The 17,745-nt window shown below is 69.9% G+C and carries 4 protein-coding genes (1 of these 4 cut by a window edge); all 4 read right to left on the reverse strand.

Annotated features, from left to right (window positions below):
- Tightly spaced (each overlapping or abutting the next), the 4 genes in view from WS78_RS24415 to WS78_RS24430 form a layout consistent with a single transcriptional unit that may run on beyond the window.
- Positions 1–4,175, reverse strand: partial view of a non-ribosomal peptide synthetase gene (locus WS78_RS24415; RefSeq protein WP_059582790.1) — the beginning only. Its footprint begins 6,748 nt before the window's first position; the window shows 4,175 of its 10,923 coding nt (coding positions 1–4,175); its start codon is at positions 4,173–4,175; its stop codon lies beyond the left edge, outside the window.
- Positions 4,172–7,729, reverse strand: coding sequence for a type I polyketide synthase (locus WS78_RS24420; RefSeq protein ID WP_059582785.1), 3,558 nt, complete (start codon positions 7,727–7,729; stop codon positions 4,172–4,174). Before WS78_RS24420 ends, WS78_RS24415 begins: the two co-directional genes overlap by 4 nt.
- Positions 7,726–12,408, reverse strand: a complete 4,683-nt coding sequence (locus WS78_RS24425) for an SDR family NAD(P)-dependent oxidoreductase (protein ID WP_226377302.1) — start codon at positions 12,406–12,408, stop codon at positions 7,726–7,728. Before WS78_RS24425 ends, WS78_RS24420 begins: the two co-directional genes overlap by 4 nt.
- Complete coding sequence (locus WS78_RS24430) at positions 12,405–17,486, reverse strand: non-ribosomal peptide synthetase (protein WP_226377303.1); 5,082 nt, start codon at positions 17,484–17,486, stop codon at positions 12,405–12,407. Before WS78_RS24430 ends, WS78_RS24425 begins: the two co-directional genes overlap by 4 nt.
- Positions 17,487–17,745: the final 259 nt, after the last annotated feature.

Here is a 17,745-nt window from a genome sequence, read left to right on the forward strand (position 1 = left end):
CAGCCGACATGGAACAGCACGCCCGGACTCATACCCAACCGCCGCGCCTGATTGCGGATCGCCCGAGCCAGGTCGTCGGCCAGCGCGAGATGGGCCTCGGTTATATCCTTTCCGTCGTCTCGCGCCTCGAGCACGCCGAAGGGAGCGGTCGGCTCATCGACGTCGCCGAGCACCTCGCGAAAGTAGGTCTCGTGCACATCCGCCGGCACGCTCGAGACTTGCGCGATGAAGTTTCGGTAAGGCAGCGCCGCCGGAAGGGCTTCGGCCTGCCCGTGCAGAATCGCGGTAATTTCGGCGACGATGAGTTCCAGCGTCAGATGGTCGGCGATCAGATGGTGGAAGGTCAGCGCCAGCAGCCACTCGCCCCGCTCCGGATCGTGAGCGATGTCGAGCGCGAACAGCGGCGCACGGCTCAAGTCGAGGCGGCGCGCGCGCGGATCGGTATGCCTTAGCAGCTGGGTGGGAACATGGCCCTCCTCTGCGGGACTGAAGATCTCGGCGTGCAGTGCCGCCTGACGCCAAACGACCTGAACCGGCTGCGCCAAGTCCTTCCAGCAGGCGGCGGTGCGCAGGATGTCATGACGATCGATGACCTGTTGCAAGGCCGCGAGAAAGGCGTCGAGACGCGCGCGGGTATCGAAAGCCAGCAGGCTGCGCAACAGATAGGCATCGCCTTGCGTCTGCTGCAAATGATGAAACAGGATGCCTTCCTGCAGCGGCGCCAGCGGATAGATGTCCTGCACATTGGCTGCCCCGCCGGGAACCGCGTCGACGACGGCGTCGATCTCGGCCTGGGAAAGTGCCACCAGCGGCAGCATGGCCGGCGTGATGGCACCGCAACCGTCGGGGATGCGGTTGGGCGGCACCACAAAAGCGGGCGCGTCGCTGCGCCGGGTGTCGATGGCCCGAGCCAGATCAGCGAGCACCGGCGCGACGAACAGGCTGCGCACGTCGAGCGACCAGCCGAGGCTCCGCAGCCGCTCGATCATGCTGACTACCAGCATGGAATGGCCGCCGAGCTCGAAGAAATGGTCGTTGCGGCCGACCTGTTCCAGGCCCAGCAAGTCCTGCCAGATCCGCGCCAGCGCCGTTTCCACTTCGCCCGTCGGCGCTTCATAGCCACGGGACGCGACCGCCGCCAAATCAGGTGCCGGCAGCGCCTCGCGGTCGAGCTTGCCGTTGGGCGTGAGCGGTAATGCATCCAGTATCACGAAGGCACTGGGCAGCATGTACTCGGCCAGTTGCCCGGCGAGTTGCCGACGCAATTCGCCGGGGACGAGCGCGACGCCGGACTGCGGCAGCACATAGGCGACGAGGCGTTTGTCGCCCGGCGTGTCTTCGCGAGCGATCACCACCGCGTCGCGCACGCCGTCGCATCGCGCGAGGCGTGCTTCGATTTCGCCCAGTTCGATGCGGAAACCGCGGACCTTGACCTGGAAGTCGATGCGACCGAGATACTCGATGTTGCCGTCGGGCAGCCAGCGTCCAAGGTCGCCGGTCTTGTACATGCGTGCATCCGGATCGGCCGAGAACGGATCGGACAGGAAGCGTTCGGCGGTCAGCTCGGGACGATTCAGATAGCCCCGCGCAACGCCGGCGCCGGCGATGTGAATCTCGCCCGCCACGTCGATCGGCACCGGCTGGCCGTGCGTGTCCAGAATATAGATCCGGGTGTTGGCGATCGGCCGGCCGATATGACTGGCAAAGCCCTCTGCCCGGTTCATCCGTATCCAGGTCGAGTAGGTTGTTGTCTCGGAGGGGCCATACAGATTGCACACATGCTGTACGGATGTGCGGGCAAACAAACGCTCGACTACGCTTTGTTTCAATGCCTCGCCAGCCAAATTGACCGTTCGTGCCTCGCTGGGGATTGTGCCTGTCTCGATCAGGTGCGCGATGGCCGACGGCACCGTATTGATCAGGCTGACAGGCTGTCCTGCGGCGGCTAGAGACAGCGCATCCGGGACGAGGTGAGCCGTGCCGCCGGAAAGCAGTGGCGCAAAACACTCGTATACCGCCAAATCAAAATTGAGCGATGTCGCGAAAAGGGTATGCGCCAACTCATCCGGGCTGAAGGTACGTTGTGCCCAGGTGAGAAAATTCACAGTATTGCAGTGGGCGATCGCCACTCCCTTAGGCTGCCCAGTGGAACCCGATGTGTAGATCACATAGGCCAGATGGCGCGAAGTCAGTCCCAGCGCTTGCGCATCGGGATTGCTGTCCATTTGCGCATCGATGGACGGGTCCTGGGTGTCAAGCAGCACGGTGGGCAGTTTGGAGGCCAGGCCGTTGATCAACGCGCGCTGGGTCAGCAACGCCACCGGCGCCGCATCGTCCAGCATGTAGCGCAGCCGCTCGGCCGGATAGGCCGGGTCCAGCGGCACGTAGGCGCCCCCCGCCTTGAGGATGGCGAGCAACCCCACCACCATCTCCAGGCTGCGCTCCACGCAGATCGCCACCCGCTCGTCCGGCCCCACCCCCAGCGCAATCAGGTGATGCGCCAGCCGGTTGGCGCGGCGATTCAATTCGCCATAGCTCAGCGACTGATCCTCGAACACCACCGCAACAGCGTCGGGGCTGAGCTCGACCTGTTCCTCGAACAGTTGGTGAATCAGCGCGTCTTGCGGGAAGTCAGCCCAGGTAGCATTGAAATCGAACAGCAGTTGCGCGCGTTCCGCGTTCGACAGCATCGGCAGCGCATGCGCATTCGCCTCCGGTGACGCGAGCGCCGCGCGCAACAACGCGACGTAGTGCGCGCCGAGCCGGCAAACCGTCTCCGCGTCGAACAGATCGGCGTTGTATTGCCAGACCGCGAACATCCCGCGCTCATCCCCCTCGATCGACAGATAAAGGTCGAAGCGCGCGAACGGACTGTCGAGATCGAACGGCGTCGCGGTGCCGCTCGCGGTGCGCACCGCCGGAAGACGTACGTTCTGGAATGCGAACGCCGTCTGCGCGAACTGATCGTGCTGCGGGCCGCCGCGCGCGCGCAACCGGTCGACGATCGCGTCGAGCGGCACGCCCTGATGCGCGAACGCGCGCGCCGTCGCCTCACGCATCCGCTCGACCAGCGAGCTGAAACTGTCGTCGTCGCGCACGCTCGTCGCGAGCGCGATGAGATTGACGAAATAGCCGGCGATGTCCTCGGCCGCCTGGAACGGCCGGTTGGCCGCGGGCGTGAGCGCCACGACGCGCGGATCGCCGGTATACCGATGCAGCAGCAGCGCGAACATGCTGAACAATGTCGTGAACAACGTCGTGTTGCGCGTGCGCGAGAACGCCGCCGCCGCCTCGATGCAGTCTGCTGGAATCTCGACGCGTTCGGTGCCGCCGCGCCAGCTCGGAACGGAGGCGCGCGGGCGGTCGCCGCGAATCGCCGGCACCTCATCGAGGTCCGCCAGCGCCTCGAGCCACGCGTCCAGTTGCGCGGCGTAGTCGGGCGTCTCCATCCAGCGGCGCTGCCAGGCCGCGAAGTCGCGGTAGCTCAGCCGGCCCCCCGGTGCATCGCTTTCGTCCGGAGAGGCGAGATACGCGCTGAAGTCGCGGATCAGCACGCTCATCGACCACCGGTCGAAAATCGCGTGATGAATCGTCAGCACGAGCACGAGCGGCCGCTCGGGCGTCGAGAACAGGTCGATGCGCCACAACGGCCGCCCGGCGGCGAACGGCAGACGGGCAACCTCCGCGGCGCGCGCGCGCAACGCACCGTCGCCGTCGACCGACATCCGCTCGATCTGCACCACCGGCTCGGGCAGCACGGTCTGCTGCATCCGCTCGCCGCCGACGAACACGGTGCGCAGGATGTCGTGCCTGCGCGCGAGCGCGACGAACGCACGGCCGATTGCCTGCGAGTCGACGGCGTCCGCCAGTTCGATCGCCATCTGCTCGTTGTACATCGCCGGATCGCCGAGCCGCGTCGCGGCAACGAGGCGGGCCTGTCCCGGCGACAGCGCGCCCGCGTCGCCGCCCTCGCCCGGCAACGGCGGCGGCAGCGGGGGGGCGCGCGATGCGTCGTCGTCGAGCATCGCCAGCAGCGCATCCTTCGCGTCGCGCAGCCGCGAGACAAGCGCGCCGTCAAGCGCGCCCGGCGGTCCCTCCACGTGGAGCCGGTCGTCGCGGCGGCGCAGCGTGATCCCCGCATCGGCCAAATCGGCCATGAGCCGAACGATATTCATAGCGTGATTTCCTCCGTTTCGGCTCCGGTCGTCGAGCTGTGTTCAGTGACGAGTCGCCGCTCGATCTGCGCCGCCACGGCTTCAATCACGGCGTCGAGCGACGAACCGTCGACCAGGTTCGAAATCGACACCGATACGCCCATCGAGCGCTCGATCGCATTGCGCAGCTCCGAGCCGGTCAGCGAATCGACGCCGAGCTCGATCAGCGACGCCTGATGCGAGAACGCCGAGGAACTGGACAGCACCGCCCGCAATTCGGCGTCGAGATAGCCGGCGATCAGCGCGCGGCGGGCGGCGGCCGGGCGGCCGCGCAGTTGCTCGATGTCGAAGGCGCGTGCGCGCGGGGCCTGGGCGCGGCCGGTGATGCCCTCGATCGCGCGCGGAAGATCCGGCTGCGCCGCGATTCGATCGATGTCGATCGCCGCGACGATCACGTGCGGCTCGCCCGCGAATGCCTGCTCCAGCGACGCGAACGCCTCGACCTCGGTGAGCGGATGGAGGCCGCTCGAGCGGATCCGCTCGGCCGTCTTCGCATCGGCCGTGCCCATGCCGGACGTCCATAGTCCCCAGCCGATCGACAGCGCGGGACGCGCGCGCACGCGGCGCCGTTGCGCGAGCGCGTCGAGATACGCGTTCGCGGCAGCGTACGCGGCCTGGCCGTGGCGGCCGACCACGACGGAGATGGACGAATAGAGCAGGAAGAAGTCGAGCGGCTGTGCATCGGTCAGGCGGTCGAGCAGCGCCGCGCCGCCCACCTTCGCGCGCAGCACGTTCGCGAATGCGGCGGCATCCAGCGTGGCGAGCGGCGCGTCCTGAACGATGCCTGCGCAGTGCACGACGCCGCGGATCGGCCGCGCGGCCGCCGCGAGCGCACCGCGCAGCGATGCTTCGTCCGCGACATCCGAGGCGACGGCCTGCACGTCGACGCCGTCGCCGCGCAGGCGTTCGCAGGTTGCCCGCACGCCGTCGCCGACCGCGCCGCGCCGGCTGATCAGCAGCAGATGGCGTGCGCCGCGACCCGCGAGCCAGCGGGCGGTCGCGAGACCGAGCGCGCCGGTGCCGCCGGTCACGACGTAGGCGGCGTCTCCGTCGAGCGCCGGAACCCCGCCCGCCGCGCCCGCTCCGGCGTGGCGCAGCCGCGGCACGAGCACGGTCGCGCCGCGTACCGCCATCTGCTCGTCGCCCGGTTCGTCGCCGAGCAGCGCGGCAAGCGTCTCGAACGACGCCGCCGATCCGTCGATATCGATCGTGCCGCGCCATGCACGGCCCTGCTCGCGCCGCGCCACGCGAACGGCGGCGTTCATGGCGGCGGCGACGGGATCGACATCCTCCGCGGGCCCGGTGGCAACCGCGCCGCGCGTGACGAGCGTCACCGGCCCCGCCGCGGGCGCCGCCGCCAGGCGGCGCGCAAGCGCGCCGACTAGCGCGCCGCGGCACGCCACGGCCTCGACAGGCTCGCCGTCATGCACCGCGCTGTCGAACGCGAGCACGATGCCAAGGTCGGCGGGCCCGGCTTGCAGGATCGCATCGGCGTCGGCGGCCACGATCGAGCAGCGTTCACCCGAGGCTTCGAGCGCGCGCGCGACTTCCGCGCAGAGCGCCGGGTCGCCCGCAATGACGCGCGCACCCGTGCGGTGCGCGCCCGCCGGCGTCGAGGCCGGTTGCCATGCGATCCGGAAGAGCTGCGACGGCGCCCCGACGGCGCGCTCGTCGACCCAGTAGCGCTGGCGGTCGAACGCATAGGTCGGCAACGGCGCGAGGTGGCGGCCAGCGCCGCCTAGCGCCGCCCAGTCGACCGGCAAGCCCGCCACGTAACGCTGCGCGAGCGACGGCAGCAGGTCGAGACCGTTCGCGCCGCCGGCAAGGTCCGGCGACGACTCGCGTCCGAGCGGCATCGCGCCGCACACGCCGGCGCTGACGGCCGTGTCCTCGCCGCGCGCGAAGCGGTGCAGCTCGCGCGCCATGTCGTCCGCGCTTTCCGCGACGGCCGCGAGCCGGTGCGGGAAATGCGAGCGTGCGACGCGCGACGCGTGGCAGGCGGCCGCGAACGCGCGCGCATCGAGGCCCGCCAGGTGATCGGCGTATCGCGCCGCGTTCGCCCGCAGCGACGCATCCGATTTGGCGGACACGGTCAGTAGTTGTTGCGCGCCGGGCCGGTCGTCCGGCTGAACCGCCTGCTCGACGCGCGGCGGCGCGACGACGAGCGCGTGCGCGTTGGTGCCGCTGAAGCCGAACGAGCTGACGCCCGCGATGCACGGCCCGGCGTCCCGATCGATCCGCTCGTTGCCGAGCGCGAGCCGCAGCGGCAAGTTGTCCCAGTCGATGCCTCGGTTCGGTTGCGTGACGTGCAGCATGGCGGGCACGACGCCGTGGCGGACCGCGAGGATCGCCTTGATCAGTCCGGCGATGCCGGCCGCGCCTTCGAGATGCCCGAAGTTGCTCTTGATCGAGCCGAGCAGCACGCGCGCGTCCTTCGCACGGCCCGCGAATACGGACGCGAGCGCCGCCGCCTCGATCGGATCGCCGAGCGCGGTGCCGGTGCCGTGCGCCTCGACGTAGCGTACCTGCGACGCATCGAGGCGCGCGGCCCTCAATGCGCTGCGCACCAGTTCGCGCTGCGCGTGCTCGTTCGGCACGGTCAGGCCCGCGCTGCGGCCGTCGTGATTGACGGCCGAACCCGCGATCAACGCGTCGATCGTGCGGCCCGCGGCCTGCGCGTCGCCAAGCCGCTGCAGCACCACCACGCCGCATCCCTCGCCGCGTACGAAGCCGTCCGCGCCATCGTCGAACGACCGGCAGCGCCCGCTCGGCGACAGCATGTGCGCCCGGCACTCAGCAGCGGTCGACAGCGGCGACAGCACGACGTTCACCCCGCCGACGATGGCGATGTCGCATTCGCGCACGCGCAGCGCATGACAGGCGAGATGCGCCGCGACCAGCGACGACGAACACGCGGTATCGACCGTGAGCGACGGCCCGTGCAGGCCGAGCACGTGCGATACGCGACCGGCGAGCACGCTGGGCGCGTTGCCCGCGGCGGTGTAGAGATCGACGTCGGCCGCGCGGCGGAACCGGTGCGCGTAGTCCTGATGCATCACGCCGGCGAACATCCCCGTCGCCGTGCCTTTCAGCGCGGACGCCGGAATGCCGGCGCGCTCGATCGCTTCCCACACCACCTCCAGCAGCATGCGTTGCTGCGGATCGAGCATCACCGCTTCGCGCGCGGAAATTCCGAAGAAGCCGGCGTCGAACGAGGCGATGTCGTCGAGAAAACTGCCGGCCCGGCAGTAGATGCGGCCGGCGGCATCCGGATCGGAGTCGAAATATCGCTCGGCGTCCCATCGATCGGGCGGCACCTCGCGAACGCCATCCGTGCCGTCCAGCAGCAGTCGCCAGAGGTCGTCCGGCGAATTCGCGCCGGCGAACCGGCAGCCCATCCCGATCACCGCGATAGGCTCATGCAGCTGCTGCTCGAACTTGCCGAGTTTGTGTTGCAGGCGCTCGATTTCGAGCAGCGCGTCCTGCATCAGCGCAGTGGGATCGATCGGATTCATCGCGAGTCCGCCCCCCGAAGCTCGTCCAACTTTGCGGACAGCAGTTCGACGATCTCCTCTTGCGACAGCCGCTCCGCCGGCGCCTGCGGTTGCGCGTCGCCGGGCGCGGGCGCCGCCGTAGCCGCGCCTGCTCCGGCGGCGGGAGCGTCGAGCGCCGCGCCGAAGATCGTCCGAGCCAGGTAGTCGGCAAGCGCGGCAATCGTCGGGTTCGAAAAGATGACCGTGGTGGAGATCGTGCGGCCGAAGCGCTTTTCGAGCCGCACGCGCAGGTCGGTGATCAGCAGGGAATCCAAGTCGTAGTCGAACAGCGAGCGTTCCGGATCGAGTGCGGCGAGACTCGTGCCGGTCACGGCCGCCGCATCCTCGGCGAGCAGCCGGAACAATCGATGCCGGCGATCGGCTGCCGGAAGCGCCAGCAATTCGCTGACCGACGAAGTGAGCCCGGCGCCGGGCCGCGCGGTGGCGATGCCGTCGAAGCGGCTTGCGGGAACGTGCGGCGGCCATTGATCGATGAGCCGCTGCCAGTCGATCGGCAACAGCACGACATGCGGCGGCAAATCGGCGGCCAGCGCGATCTCGAACGTCGCGCGCCCGCACTCGGTTTCGATCTGCCCGATGCCCAGTTGCGCCAGCCGGCGCTTGGCGCTCGCCGCCGTGCGGGCCAGCATGCCGACGTCCTGCCACGGCCCCCATGCGAGGGACAGCGCAGGCAGGCCCTGAGCGCGGCGATGCGCGGCCAGCGCGTCCAGGTACGCATTCGCCATCGCGTAGCTCGCCTGCCCCGGCGCGCCGAACGCGGCGGCCGCGGACGAGAAGAGCACGAAGTGTTCGAGCGCATGGCCGCGCGTGCGCTCGTGCAGCAGCCACGCGCCCTGAGCTTTTCCGGCGAAGGTCGCGGCGAGCGACGCCGGCGTGACGTCGCTCACCAGCCGGTCTTCGACGACGCCCGCGAGATGGCAGATTCCGCGTAGCGGCGGCATCGTCGCGCCGATGTCGTTCAGCAGCGCGTCGACGTCCGCTTCCCGCGACAGGTCGGCCTGCCTTACCTGCACATCGACGCCGTCCCGCCGCAATACGGCCAGCGTCTCGTCGGCTGCGTCGCCGGGCGGCCGGCGGCCGACGAGCATCAGCGAGCGCACGCCGAGTGCCGCGAGCCAGCCCGCGACTTGCAGCCCGAGATCGCCCAGGCCGCCCGTAATCAGCCAGGTTCCGTCGCCCGCCGGCGCGTATTCGGCGCGCCGGGGCAGCGCGCGCTCGTCGAGGCGCGGCGCCGTGACCTCCGCGCCGCGGATCGACACCTCGGTTTCCCGATCGAAGCAGTCGAGGCCGCGGCGAATCGCGCAGGCGTCGTCCGCATGCAGCGCGAGCGTGCGCAGGTGCGGGGTTTCCATCGCGGCCGCTCGCGCCAGCGCCTGCAACGGTGCCGACGCCGGCGCTTGCGGCGCCAGGACGACGGCGATACGGCAGGGCTCGTCGCGCCGGGCGGCCGCCGCGAACAGCGCAAGGGCGCCCTCGTAGAGCGCCGGGGCCGGCGCGGCCGAGCGCGCGTCGATGCCCCGGCAATCGACGATCAGGCCGGCCCGCTCGAACGGGATCTCGTCCGGCGTCGCGACGACGAGCGTCTCTTTGCCCTCGTCGCGCAAGATCGACGCGAGCCCCGATGCGACCTCGCCCGCATCGCGCACGACGACGATCGGCTCCGGCAAGGCGAATGGCGCACCGTCCGTCACGCCCCGCCATTGAACCGCGTAGCCGTCGCGCAGCGGCTCGATCCGCAGCAGTTCGTTGCGGCTGACCTCGCGCGATTCGAGGCCCGTCAGCTCGACGAGCGCGCCGTTGCCGTCGAACACGCTCGCGTAACCGCGGTCGGCGGCTGCATAGCATCGCATCTGCGCGCCGGCGCGCCCCCGGATCGTCAACCGCGCGATGCGGGTCGGCACGAACGCGTTGCTTCCGTCGGGCCGCGCGGCGGCCGCGACCAGTTGCAGCGCCGAGTCGAGAATTCCGGGGTGCAGCGACCAGCCCGCGTCGCCGGGATCGGCACGCATCGCGCAGGCAGCCTCGCCGTCGCTCACGACGATCTCCGAGAGCCGGCGGAATGTCGGCCCCATGACGACGCTGCGAGCGCGCAGCCACGTATCCAGCAAATCGGTGGAGATCGCTTCGCCGCGCACCTGCGCCGATGGCGCGGCGTCTTGATCCGCGCCCGCTTCGGCGCGTGCCGTCGCATGGGTTTCGAAGGGCTCGGGCGTGAGCACGGCCGCCTCGAAACCGTCGCCGTCCCGCACCAGTTGCAGTTGCACCCGCCGCGCCGCGCCCGCCGGAATCACCAGTGCCGCCGGAAAGCGCAGGTCGCTCAACACGCAAGCATCCGCCCCGGTGAGCTCCCGCACGCCGTCGGCGATCATCACCGCGAGGGCCGCGCCCGACACGACGATCTTTCCGTAGATCACGTGATCCTGGAGAAACGGCAGCGTCGCCACACTCCAGTCGGCGTCGAAGAACGTCGCATCCAGCGCGGGCGCGTCGGTCCGCCGGCCGAGGAAGGGCGACACGCCGCTTTCGGCGAAGCGTGGCGCGCGGTCGATCCAGAAGCGCTGACGCTGGAACGGATAGGTCGGCAGCATGACCCGGTTGCCGTCGCGATAGTGTTGCGTCAGGTCGAGCGCCACGCCGGCCGTCCACATGCGGGCGATCGCCTCCGGCGACGCCGGATCGAGCGACACCACGCCCGCGCCCCCCGCGCCCAATGCCACGTCGCCGAATTCCAGCACCAGCGCCGCGCCCGCGGCCTCCAGCGCCGCCGCGGCATCGTATGCGGCGTCGTTCGCGCACGCCAGTTCGTCGCGCACCGCCGCCGGGCTGTCGATGGGCAAGCCCGACGATGCGCTGATCCACAGCAGCGCCGGCGCGGCAACGTTGTCCGCGCGACGGTTCCGTACGTCGTCGAGACTCAGCGCGCCGGCGGCGAAGGCCGCCGCGAACACGCCGTCGCCCGTCGCGCACACGCTCGCCGGCACGACGCCGCACGCCCGCACGCGGGCGAGGACCGCGTCGAGATCGCGTGCGCCGCCAAACGCGAAGCTCACTTCCGGCACGCGGGCCGGCACTTCGGCGCTGATCACGTCGGCACCGGAATCGCCCGCGGCGAATGCCCGCAGCGAACCGATCAACCGCTCGCGGGATTCGGCGCGAAACGCCGCGCGCTGTTCCCAATGGCGGCGGCCTATAGCCGCCGTCAAGCACACGTCCTCGAGCCGCACGTCCGGGTTGCCTTCGAGAAACGTCGCATAATTCGCGCACAGTTCGCGCAGCGCAGCGTCGCCACGCGCCGACAGCAACAGCAGCGGCACCGTTTGCGGCGTCCTGGGTTCGCGCGGCGGCGCGGCCTCCACGATCACGTGCGCATTGGTGCCGCCGATGCCGAACGAACTGACGCCCGCACGCCTGAGCGGCGCGTCCCACGGCACCGTGTTCGTCGGCAGGTAGAACGCGGATTCGCCGCGCAGCGCCGCGATCGCCTGCTCGGCCCCCACCGCCGCCGGAATCTGCGCGTGCTCCACTGCAAGCGCGGCCTTGATCAGGCCGCACGCTCCCGCGGCCGCGTTCAGATGCCCCACGTTCGCTTTGAGCGATCCAAGCGCGCACCGCGCGTCGCCGGGCCGTCGATCGCCCAGCGCGGCGGTCAGCGCCGCCAGTTCGACCTCGTCGCCGATCGCCGTGCCCGTGCCGTGCGTCTCGACATAGCCGACCGACGCGCCGTCGACTTCGCTCAACGCCAGCGCGTGACGGATCACCTCGCTTTGCCCCCGGCCGCCCGGCGCGGTGAAGCCGACCTTCGCCGCCCCGTCGTTGTTGATCGCGCCACCGCGAATCACCGCCAGAATCGGGTCGCCGTCGTCGAGCGCATCCTCCAGACGCCTCAGGACCACGACCCCCGCGCCGTTGCCGAAGACGGTGCCGCTGCTTTCCGTCGTGAATGGCCGGCACGCGCCGTCGGCGGACAGGATGCTGCCCTCCTCGTACACATGCCCTTGCCGCTGCGGCAGCGCGATGCTGACGCCGCCCGCTACCGCGAAGTCGCACTGGAAACTCAGCAGCCCATGCAGCGCATGGACCACCGCGACGAGCGAAGTCGAACAGGCCGTCTGCAGCGTGACCGCGGGCCCGCCGAAATCCAGCCGGTACGCGACCTGCGTCGCGAGATAGTCCTTGTCGACGCCCACCCATTGCTGCAGGAAGCGGTTCGGCGACGCGCGATCGAGCCGGTCGCGCACATGGTCGACCAGATAATCGACGGTGGCCGACCCGGCCCAGATCCCGACGCGAGGGCCGCGCACCGCGCCGTGGCCAGCGCGCTCGAGCGCCTCGTGCACGCATTCGAGGAAAATCCGCTGCTGCGGGTCCATCGCCGCCGCCTGCGACGGCGCAATGCCGAAGTACGCCGCGTCGAACAGGTCGACGCCTTCGAGCGGCCCGCCCGCCCCGACGAAGCCGGGCTGCGCCAACACTTCCTCCGGCACGCCCTCGCGGCGGGCCGCATCGGTGGTGAAGCGCTCGATCGCGATGCGGCCATCGGCGATCAGCGACCAGAATTGTTCCAGCGTGGTCGCGCCCGGCAGCCGACAGCTTGCGCCGACGATCGCCACTGCATCCACGGGTGTTTCGTAAACAGTCACATAGCCTCCTTGCGTGCGCGTGCGCGCTGTCTGTAGGCGCGCACGCCGGCGACGTCCTTCGTGTCGAGCGTGTCTGCGCCGCTCGCGGCGGAGCGCGAGGCGAGCGCGCGAATCGTGGCGAGCGAGAAGAAATCGACGAGCGGCGCAACCGCCACGCCCCGCGACGCCAGCAGCGCGCGCAAGCGCACGATGTGCATCGAGGTCGCGCCGGCGTCGAAGAACCCTTGTTGCGGATCGATGTCGACGCCGACCACCTCGGCGAACGCATCGAGCATCGTCGCTTCGAGCGACGCGTCGCGCCGCGCCGCAGCCGCGACCCGTGCCGCCGGGGCCGGGGCCGGCAGCGCGGCCAGCCGCGCGCGATCCACCTTGCCGTTCGCCGTCAGCGGCAGCGCGTCGAGCACGGCGACGTGGTGCGGCTGCATATAGGCGGGCAAATGCAAAACCAGCTCGGCGCGCACCGCCGACACAATGTCGCCGCGCCGCTGCGGCAACGCGACCACGTGCAACTGAATCACCGTCGCGCCGCTGCGCCGGACCACCGACGCCACCGCGCGCGAGATGCCGCCCGCGCGCATCGCGGCGGCCTCGATCTCGCCCAGCTCGATCCGGTATCCCTGCACCTTGACCTGGCCGTCCATCCGCCCCAGCAACTCGAGTTCCCCATTGGGCAGCCAGCGCGCGAGATCGCCCGTCCGGTAAAGCCGTCTGCCATCCCCATCGACGAAGAAACGGCGGGCGGTTTCCGCCTCGTTGCCGAGGTAGGCGAGCGCGAGGCCGCATCCGCCGAGCAGCAGTTCGCCGGCGACGCCGTCGGGACGCTCACGCCCGTCGGGCGCGCGCACGAAGCACTGCTGGTTCGACAGCGGCTTGCCGTACGGAATCGAAGCCAGCGCCGCGTCGGCCGGCGCGATCGGGTGGACGACCGACCAGATCGACGCTTCCGTCGCACCGCCGAGGCTGATCGGCTGGACGTTCGGGAACGCGTCGCGCAGCCGCTCGGGCAGCGTCGGCGCGATCCAGTCGCCGCTCAGCAGCGCGAGCCGCAGGTGCGGCGAGCGCGGCGCGGCCACGTCGAGCAACAGTTCGAGCACGGCCGGCACGGAATTCCAGATCGTCACCTCGGCATCGCGCAACGCCTGCGAGATCGCATCAGGATCGCGCGCGCGCTCGGGGAACACCACGGTGCCGCCTGCCCCGAGCAGTCCGAATATGTCGTAGACCGACAAGTCGAAAGCAAGCGACGATACGCAGAGCGCCCGATCGGCCGGGCCGACGGCGAAACGCGCATTGATGTCGTCGATCGTGTTCGCCGCGGCTTCGTGCGTGATGACCACGCCCTTCGGGCGGCCCGTCGAGCCGGACGTGAAGATCACATAGGCAGCGTCGTCCGGGCCCGCATCCGCCACCGGCGCGGGCGCGACGCGCGCGAGCGGACGGTCGAGGCGCAGCGACGGCACCGGCAGATCGATGTCGCCCGTCGTCACGACCGCGTGACGGGCGCCCGCCTCACGCAGCAACTCGTCGATGCGCGCCGACGGCCAGGACGGCTCGACCGGCAGATAGGCCGCGCCGGCCAATTCGATGCCGAGCAGCGCCGCAATCGCGCGCGGCCCCGGCTCGACGACGGCCGCCACGACATCGCCGCGCGCGACGCCGAGCCGCTGCAGCGCGCTGCCGATGTCTTCTGCGTCGCGCAACAGCGCGCCATAGGTCAGTGCCGCACCGCCCTGCCTCACGGCGACGGCATCGGGGCGCGCATTCGCTTGCCTGACGAACGCCGCCTCCAGACGACGCGGCGCGCGCTCGACCTCCGTCGCATTGGTCGCCGCACGCCGTGCGGCCTCGTCCGGCGCAAGCTTCGCAACCACGGGCAGCTCGACGGCCGACGGCTCGGCCGCGATCGTCGCAAGCGACTCGACGAACGCGGCGAACATCGCGTCCACCATCCGTTCGGGAAACAGCTGCGTGACGTATTCCCACATCACGACGAGACGCTCGCCGCGCCGACCGAGGATGGCATGCAGCGAGACCTGCGGCGTCGGATTGGCCATGTCGACCACCCGCCCGAGCGCGTCGAGCACTGCCAGATCGTCCGCCGGGTCGCCCGACAGCAGGCTCGTCAGGACCACCGGCATCAGCACCGGCGCGCCGTTGCGGCGACCGAGCTCGCGCAGGATCGCCACGCCGGAGCACCATGGCTCGTCCAGGTCGGCCCAGACTTGCCGCTGCACCGCCCGGGCAAGCTCGACGAACGAAGCGTGACGCTCGCGCAGGGAAAGCAAGGTATTGCTGGTGTAGTCGCCGATCGCTTCCCCGGCTTGTGCCGCCCGGGTATTGCAGGTCACGTTGAGCGTGAACTCGGGCGCCGCCGACCACAACCGCACGACGTCGGCGAACGCGGCGGTGCACAACGAAGCGAGCGTGACGCCCAGCGCCTGCGCGCGCGCCGTCAGCGCCGCGGACAGCGGCTCCGGCAATTCCCGGCGAAGATTGACAAAACGTGGGTCGACGACGTCGGCGAGCGCCATCGCCGCCGGCAACTCCGGCGCGGGCGCAATCGACTCGACGCGGCGCAGCCACGCTTCGCGGCGTTCATCGGGCAACGGCGGCGGCGCGGGCGGCACGATGCCGGGAGACGGCTCGCGAGACGCGCCGTGCGCCAGTTCGCGCACCAGCCGCAAAAAGCTGCGCAGGTCGCCGGCGAGCAGCCCCAGGCGCACATGCAGAACGGACATCGTGTCCGTGATGCGGCTGAAGCATGCGGCGACGGGGCGTCCGTTGCCGTCGGCCAGTTCCGCACGCACGGCGCACAAGCGCTCGGCCAATGTCGACTCTTCCAGATCGCGCAGGTCCTGCTGAGGCAGGACCGGATCGTAGGCGTGCGCCTCGAAGACCGCGCGCCCGTCGCCGCGCACCGCCATCCGCAGCGCGGGGTGGCGTTCGACAAGCTGCGCCAGCCGCCGGCTCAGATCGGGCACGCGGGCGTGGTCGACTTCGAAATCGACGCGAATATGCGGTTGGACACTACCGAGCGGCACGCCACTTTGCTGGCCGATCCAATAGGCCTGCTGCATCTCGGACAACTCGAACGGCTGGTCAGCCTCGTAGTGCCTCGGCGCCGCGGGGGCCGCAGTCTGCGCGCTGCGCCCGTCGCTGATTTCGCGCCTCAGACTATCGGCCGAAGCGGCGAACAGCGTCGCGAACGTCAGGTCCACACCGTGGCGCGCGCGCACCGACGCGGCCAGCCGCGCGGCCGACAGCGAATCGAGCCCGAGGTCGATGAGCCGGCTGGCCGGCTGCGCCGCAGCCCCCGGCACAAATCGCGCGATCTCGGCCAAGATAGCGTCGCCGGCCATGCCGCCACCGTCATCGGCAACGATCTGCAAGTCGCCGCGCGCGAGCGCGTCGCGCGTCGCCGCCCGGCGGGTCTTCCCGCTCGACGTACGAAGGATGCTCCCCCGCCGCAGCAACACGATGCGCGCCGGCGCGACGCCGTGTTCGTTCATCAACGCCGAGCGGATCACCGGAATGATCGCGCGGGCCGCCGTCTCGTCGCAGCCGCTGCGCACCTCGGCGCCGACCAATATCCCTTCGCCGTCCGCGCCTTCGATCGCCGCGGCGAATACCCGCCCCATCCGGATGGCGGGGTGGCATCCAGATATGGAGTCCTCAATATCATGGCAATAAAAATTCCGGCCGCCGACGATGATCAGATCCTTCAGCCTGCCTGCGACGAACAGCGAGCCGTCGTGCACGAAGCCGAGATCGCCGGTCCGCAGCCACGGACCTTCGCCGTCGTCGAGTCGCGCGCGAAAGATCCGCTGCGTTTCTTGAGGACGACGCCAGTAGCTCCCGGCGACGGTTCGCCCGCTCACCCAGATTTCGCCGATGACATCCGGCGCACACGGCCGGCACGTTTGCGGATCGACGATTCTCACACGCGTGTCGATCAGGCTGGTGCCGCACGATGCGAGTTCGACACCGTCCCGATGCGGGACGACGCGGCCGAGCGCCAGCGCATCGCGCTCGAAACGCGCGCTGCGCATCCCCTCGCCACTGCGTCCCGACGCCACCTTCAGGGTCGCTTCGGCCAGCCCGTAACCGGGGGTCACCACCGATGGCCGCAAGCCGAACGGCGCGAACGCCGCCTCGAAGCGGCGTACCGTCTCGCAACGAATCGGTTCGGCTCCGTTGAGCGCGAAGCGCAACGAAGAAAGATCGGTTTCGGGCGCGAGATCGGCCGCTCGGTCCGCGCACAACGCGTACGCGAAATTGGGCGCCGCCGTGTGCGTGCCGCGCACGGTCGCGATCGCCCGCAGCCATGACATCGGTTGTGCGATGAATTTTTCCGGCGGCATTAGATACGCGGTGAAGCCGCAGTACAACGGCGTGAGAATGCCGTAGACGAGGCCCATGTCGTGGAAATACGGCAACCAACTGACCATGACGCTGTCGGGGTCGTGCAGCGCGGCGCTGTCGAGGTCCCTGATCGTCGCGCGCAGCCCCGAGTGCGTCACGGCGACGCCCTGCGGCGTTCGCGTCGAGCCGGACGTGTATTGCAACAGGGCGGGATGGTCGTCGGTGACCACGCTCAGGAACGGCGCGCGACGTTCACCGTCGTCCGTGCGCATCCACTGAATACCCGGCAGCGCCTCACGCTCCTCGGCGGTCAACGCGATAGCCGCGCCGCAATCCTGCGCGATCGCGAGCATCGTGTCGCGGCCATGCCGAGGCGCCACGGGAACAGGAATCGTGCCGGCCAGGCAACAGCCGAAGAAGGCGGGAATGAAATCGAGAGGATTCCGAAAAGCCAGCATCACGCGATCGCCGACCGACGCGATGCGCGCCAGGCGGAAAGCAATCGCGGATGCGCGTTCGCATAGACACGCATTGGTCAAACAAACGTCTTCCGATGAGCCGACGGAAGCGAACGCAGGAAAATCGGGGGCCGCTTCGGCACGCGACATCAATTGCCCGGCGATCGACTCGGCGCCGGAATACGTGGAAGAGCGACCGTTCCGAGCCTTGTCGTCGACGGGAGGCGGGGGCGATGCGCCGATACGAGAGGTGCTCATGACGTCGCTTTCCTATTTCGGCTTTCGTTCCGGCTGGCGGTGCAGACGCGCCGAAGGGGGCCGCATGCCGCCGCGCGCGGAGGATGAAGCGCGCGCCATCCTCTTCGCTCAGCGCGGCGCGCGCTGGAATCATCGGGCTTCATGCGCTGGCGCCCGATCACGCATCCGCCCGTCGGTAGTTCTCGGCTGACACTGCAAACTTGCCGGCTCACATCGGAAATCATCGAGTATCTCCTTGTCACATCTACATCGATATCCG

The organism is Burkholderia savannae, from assembly GCF_001524445.2.
In the GTDB taxonomy this organism is placed as follows: domain Bacteria; phylum Pseudomonadota; class Gammaproteobacteria; order Burkholderiales; family Burkholderiaceae; genus Burkholderia; species Burkholderia savannae.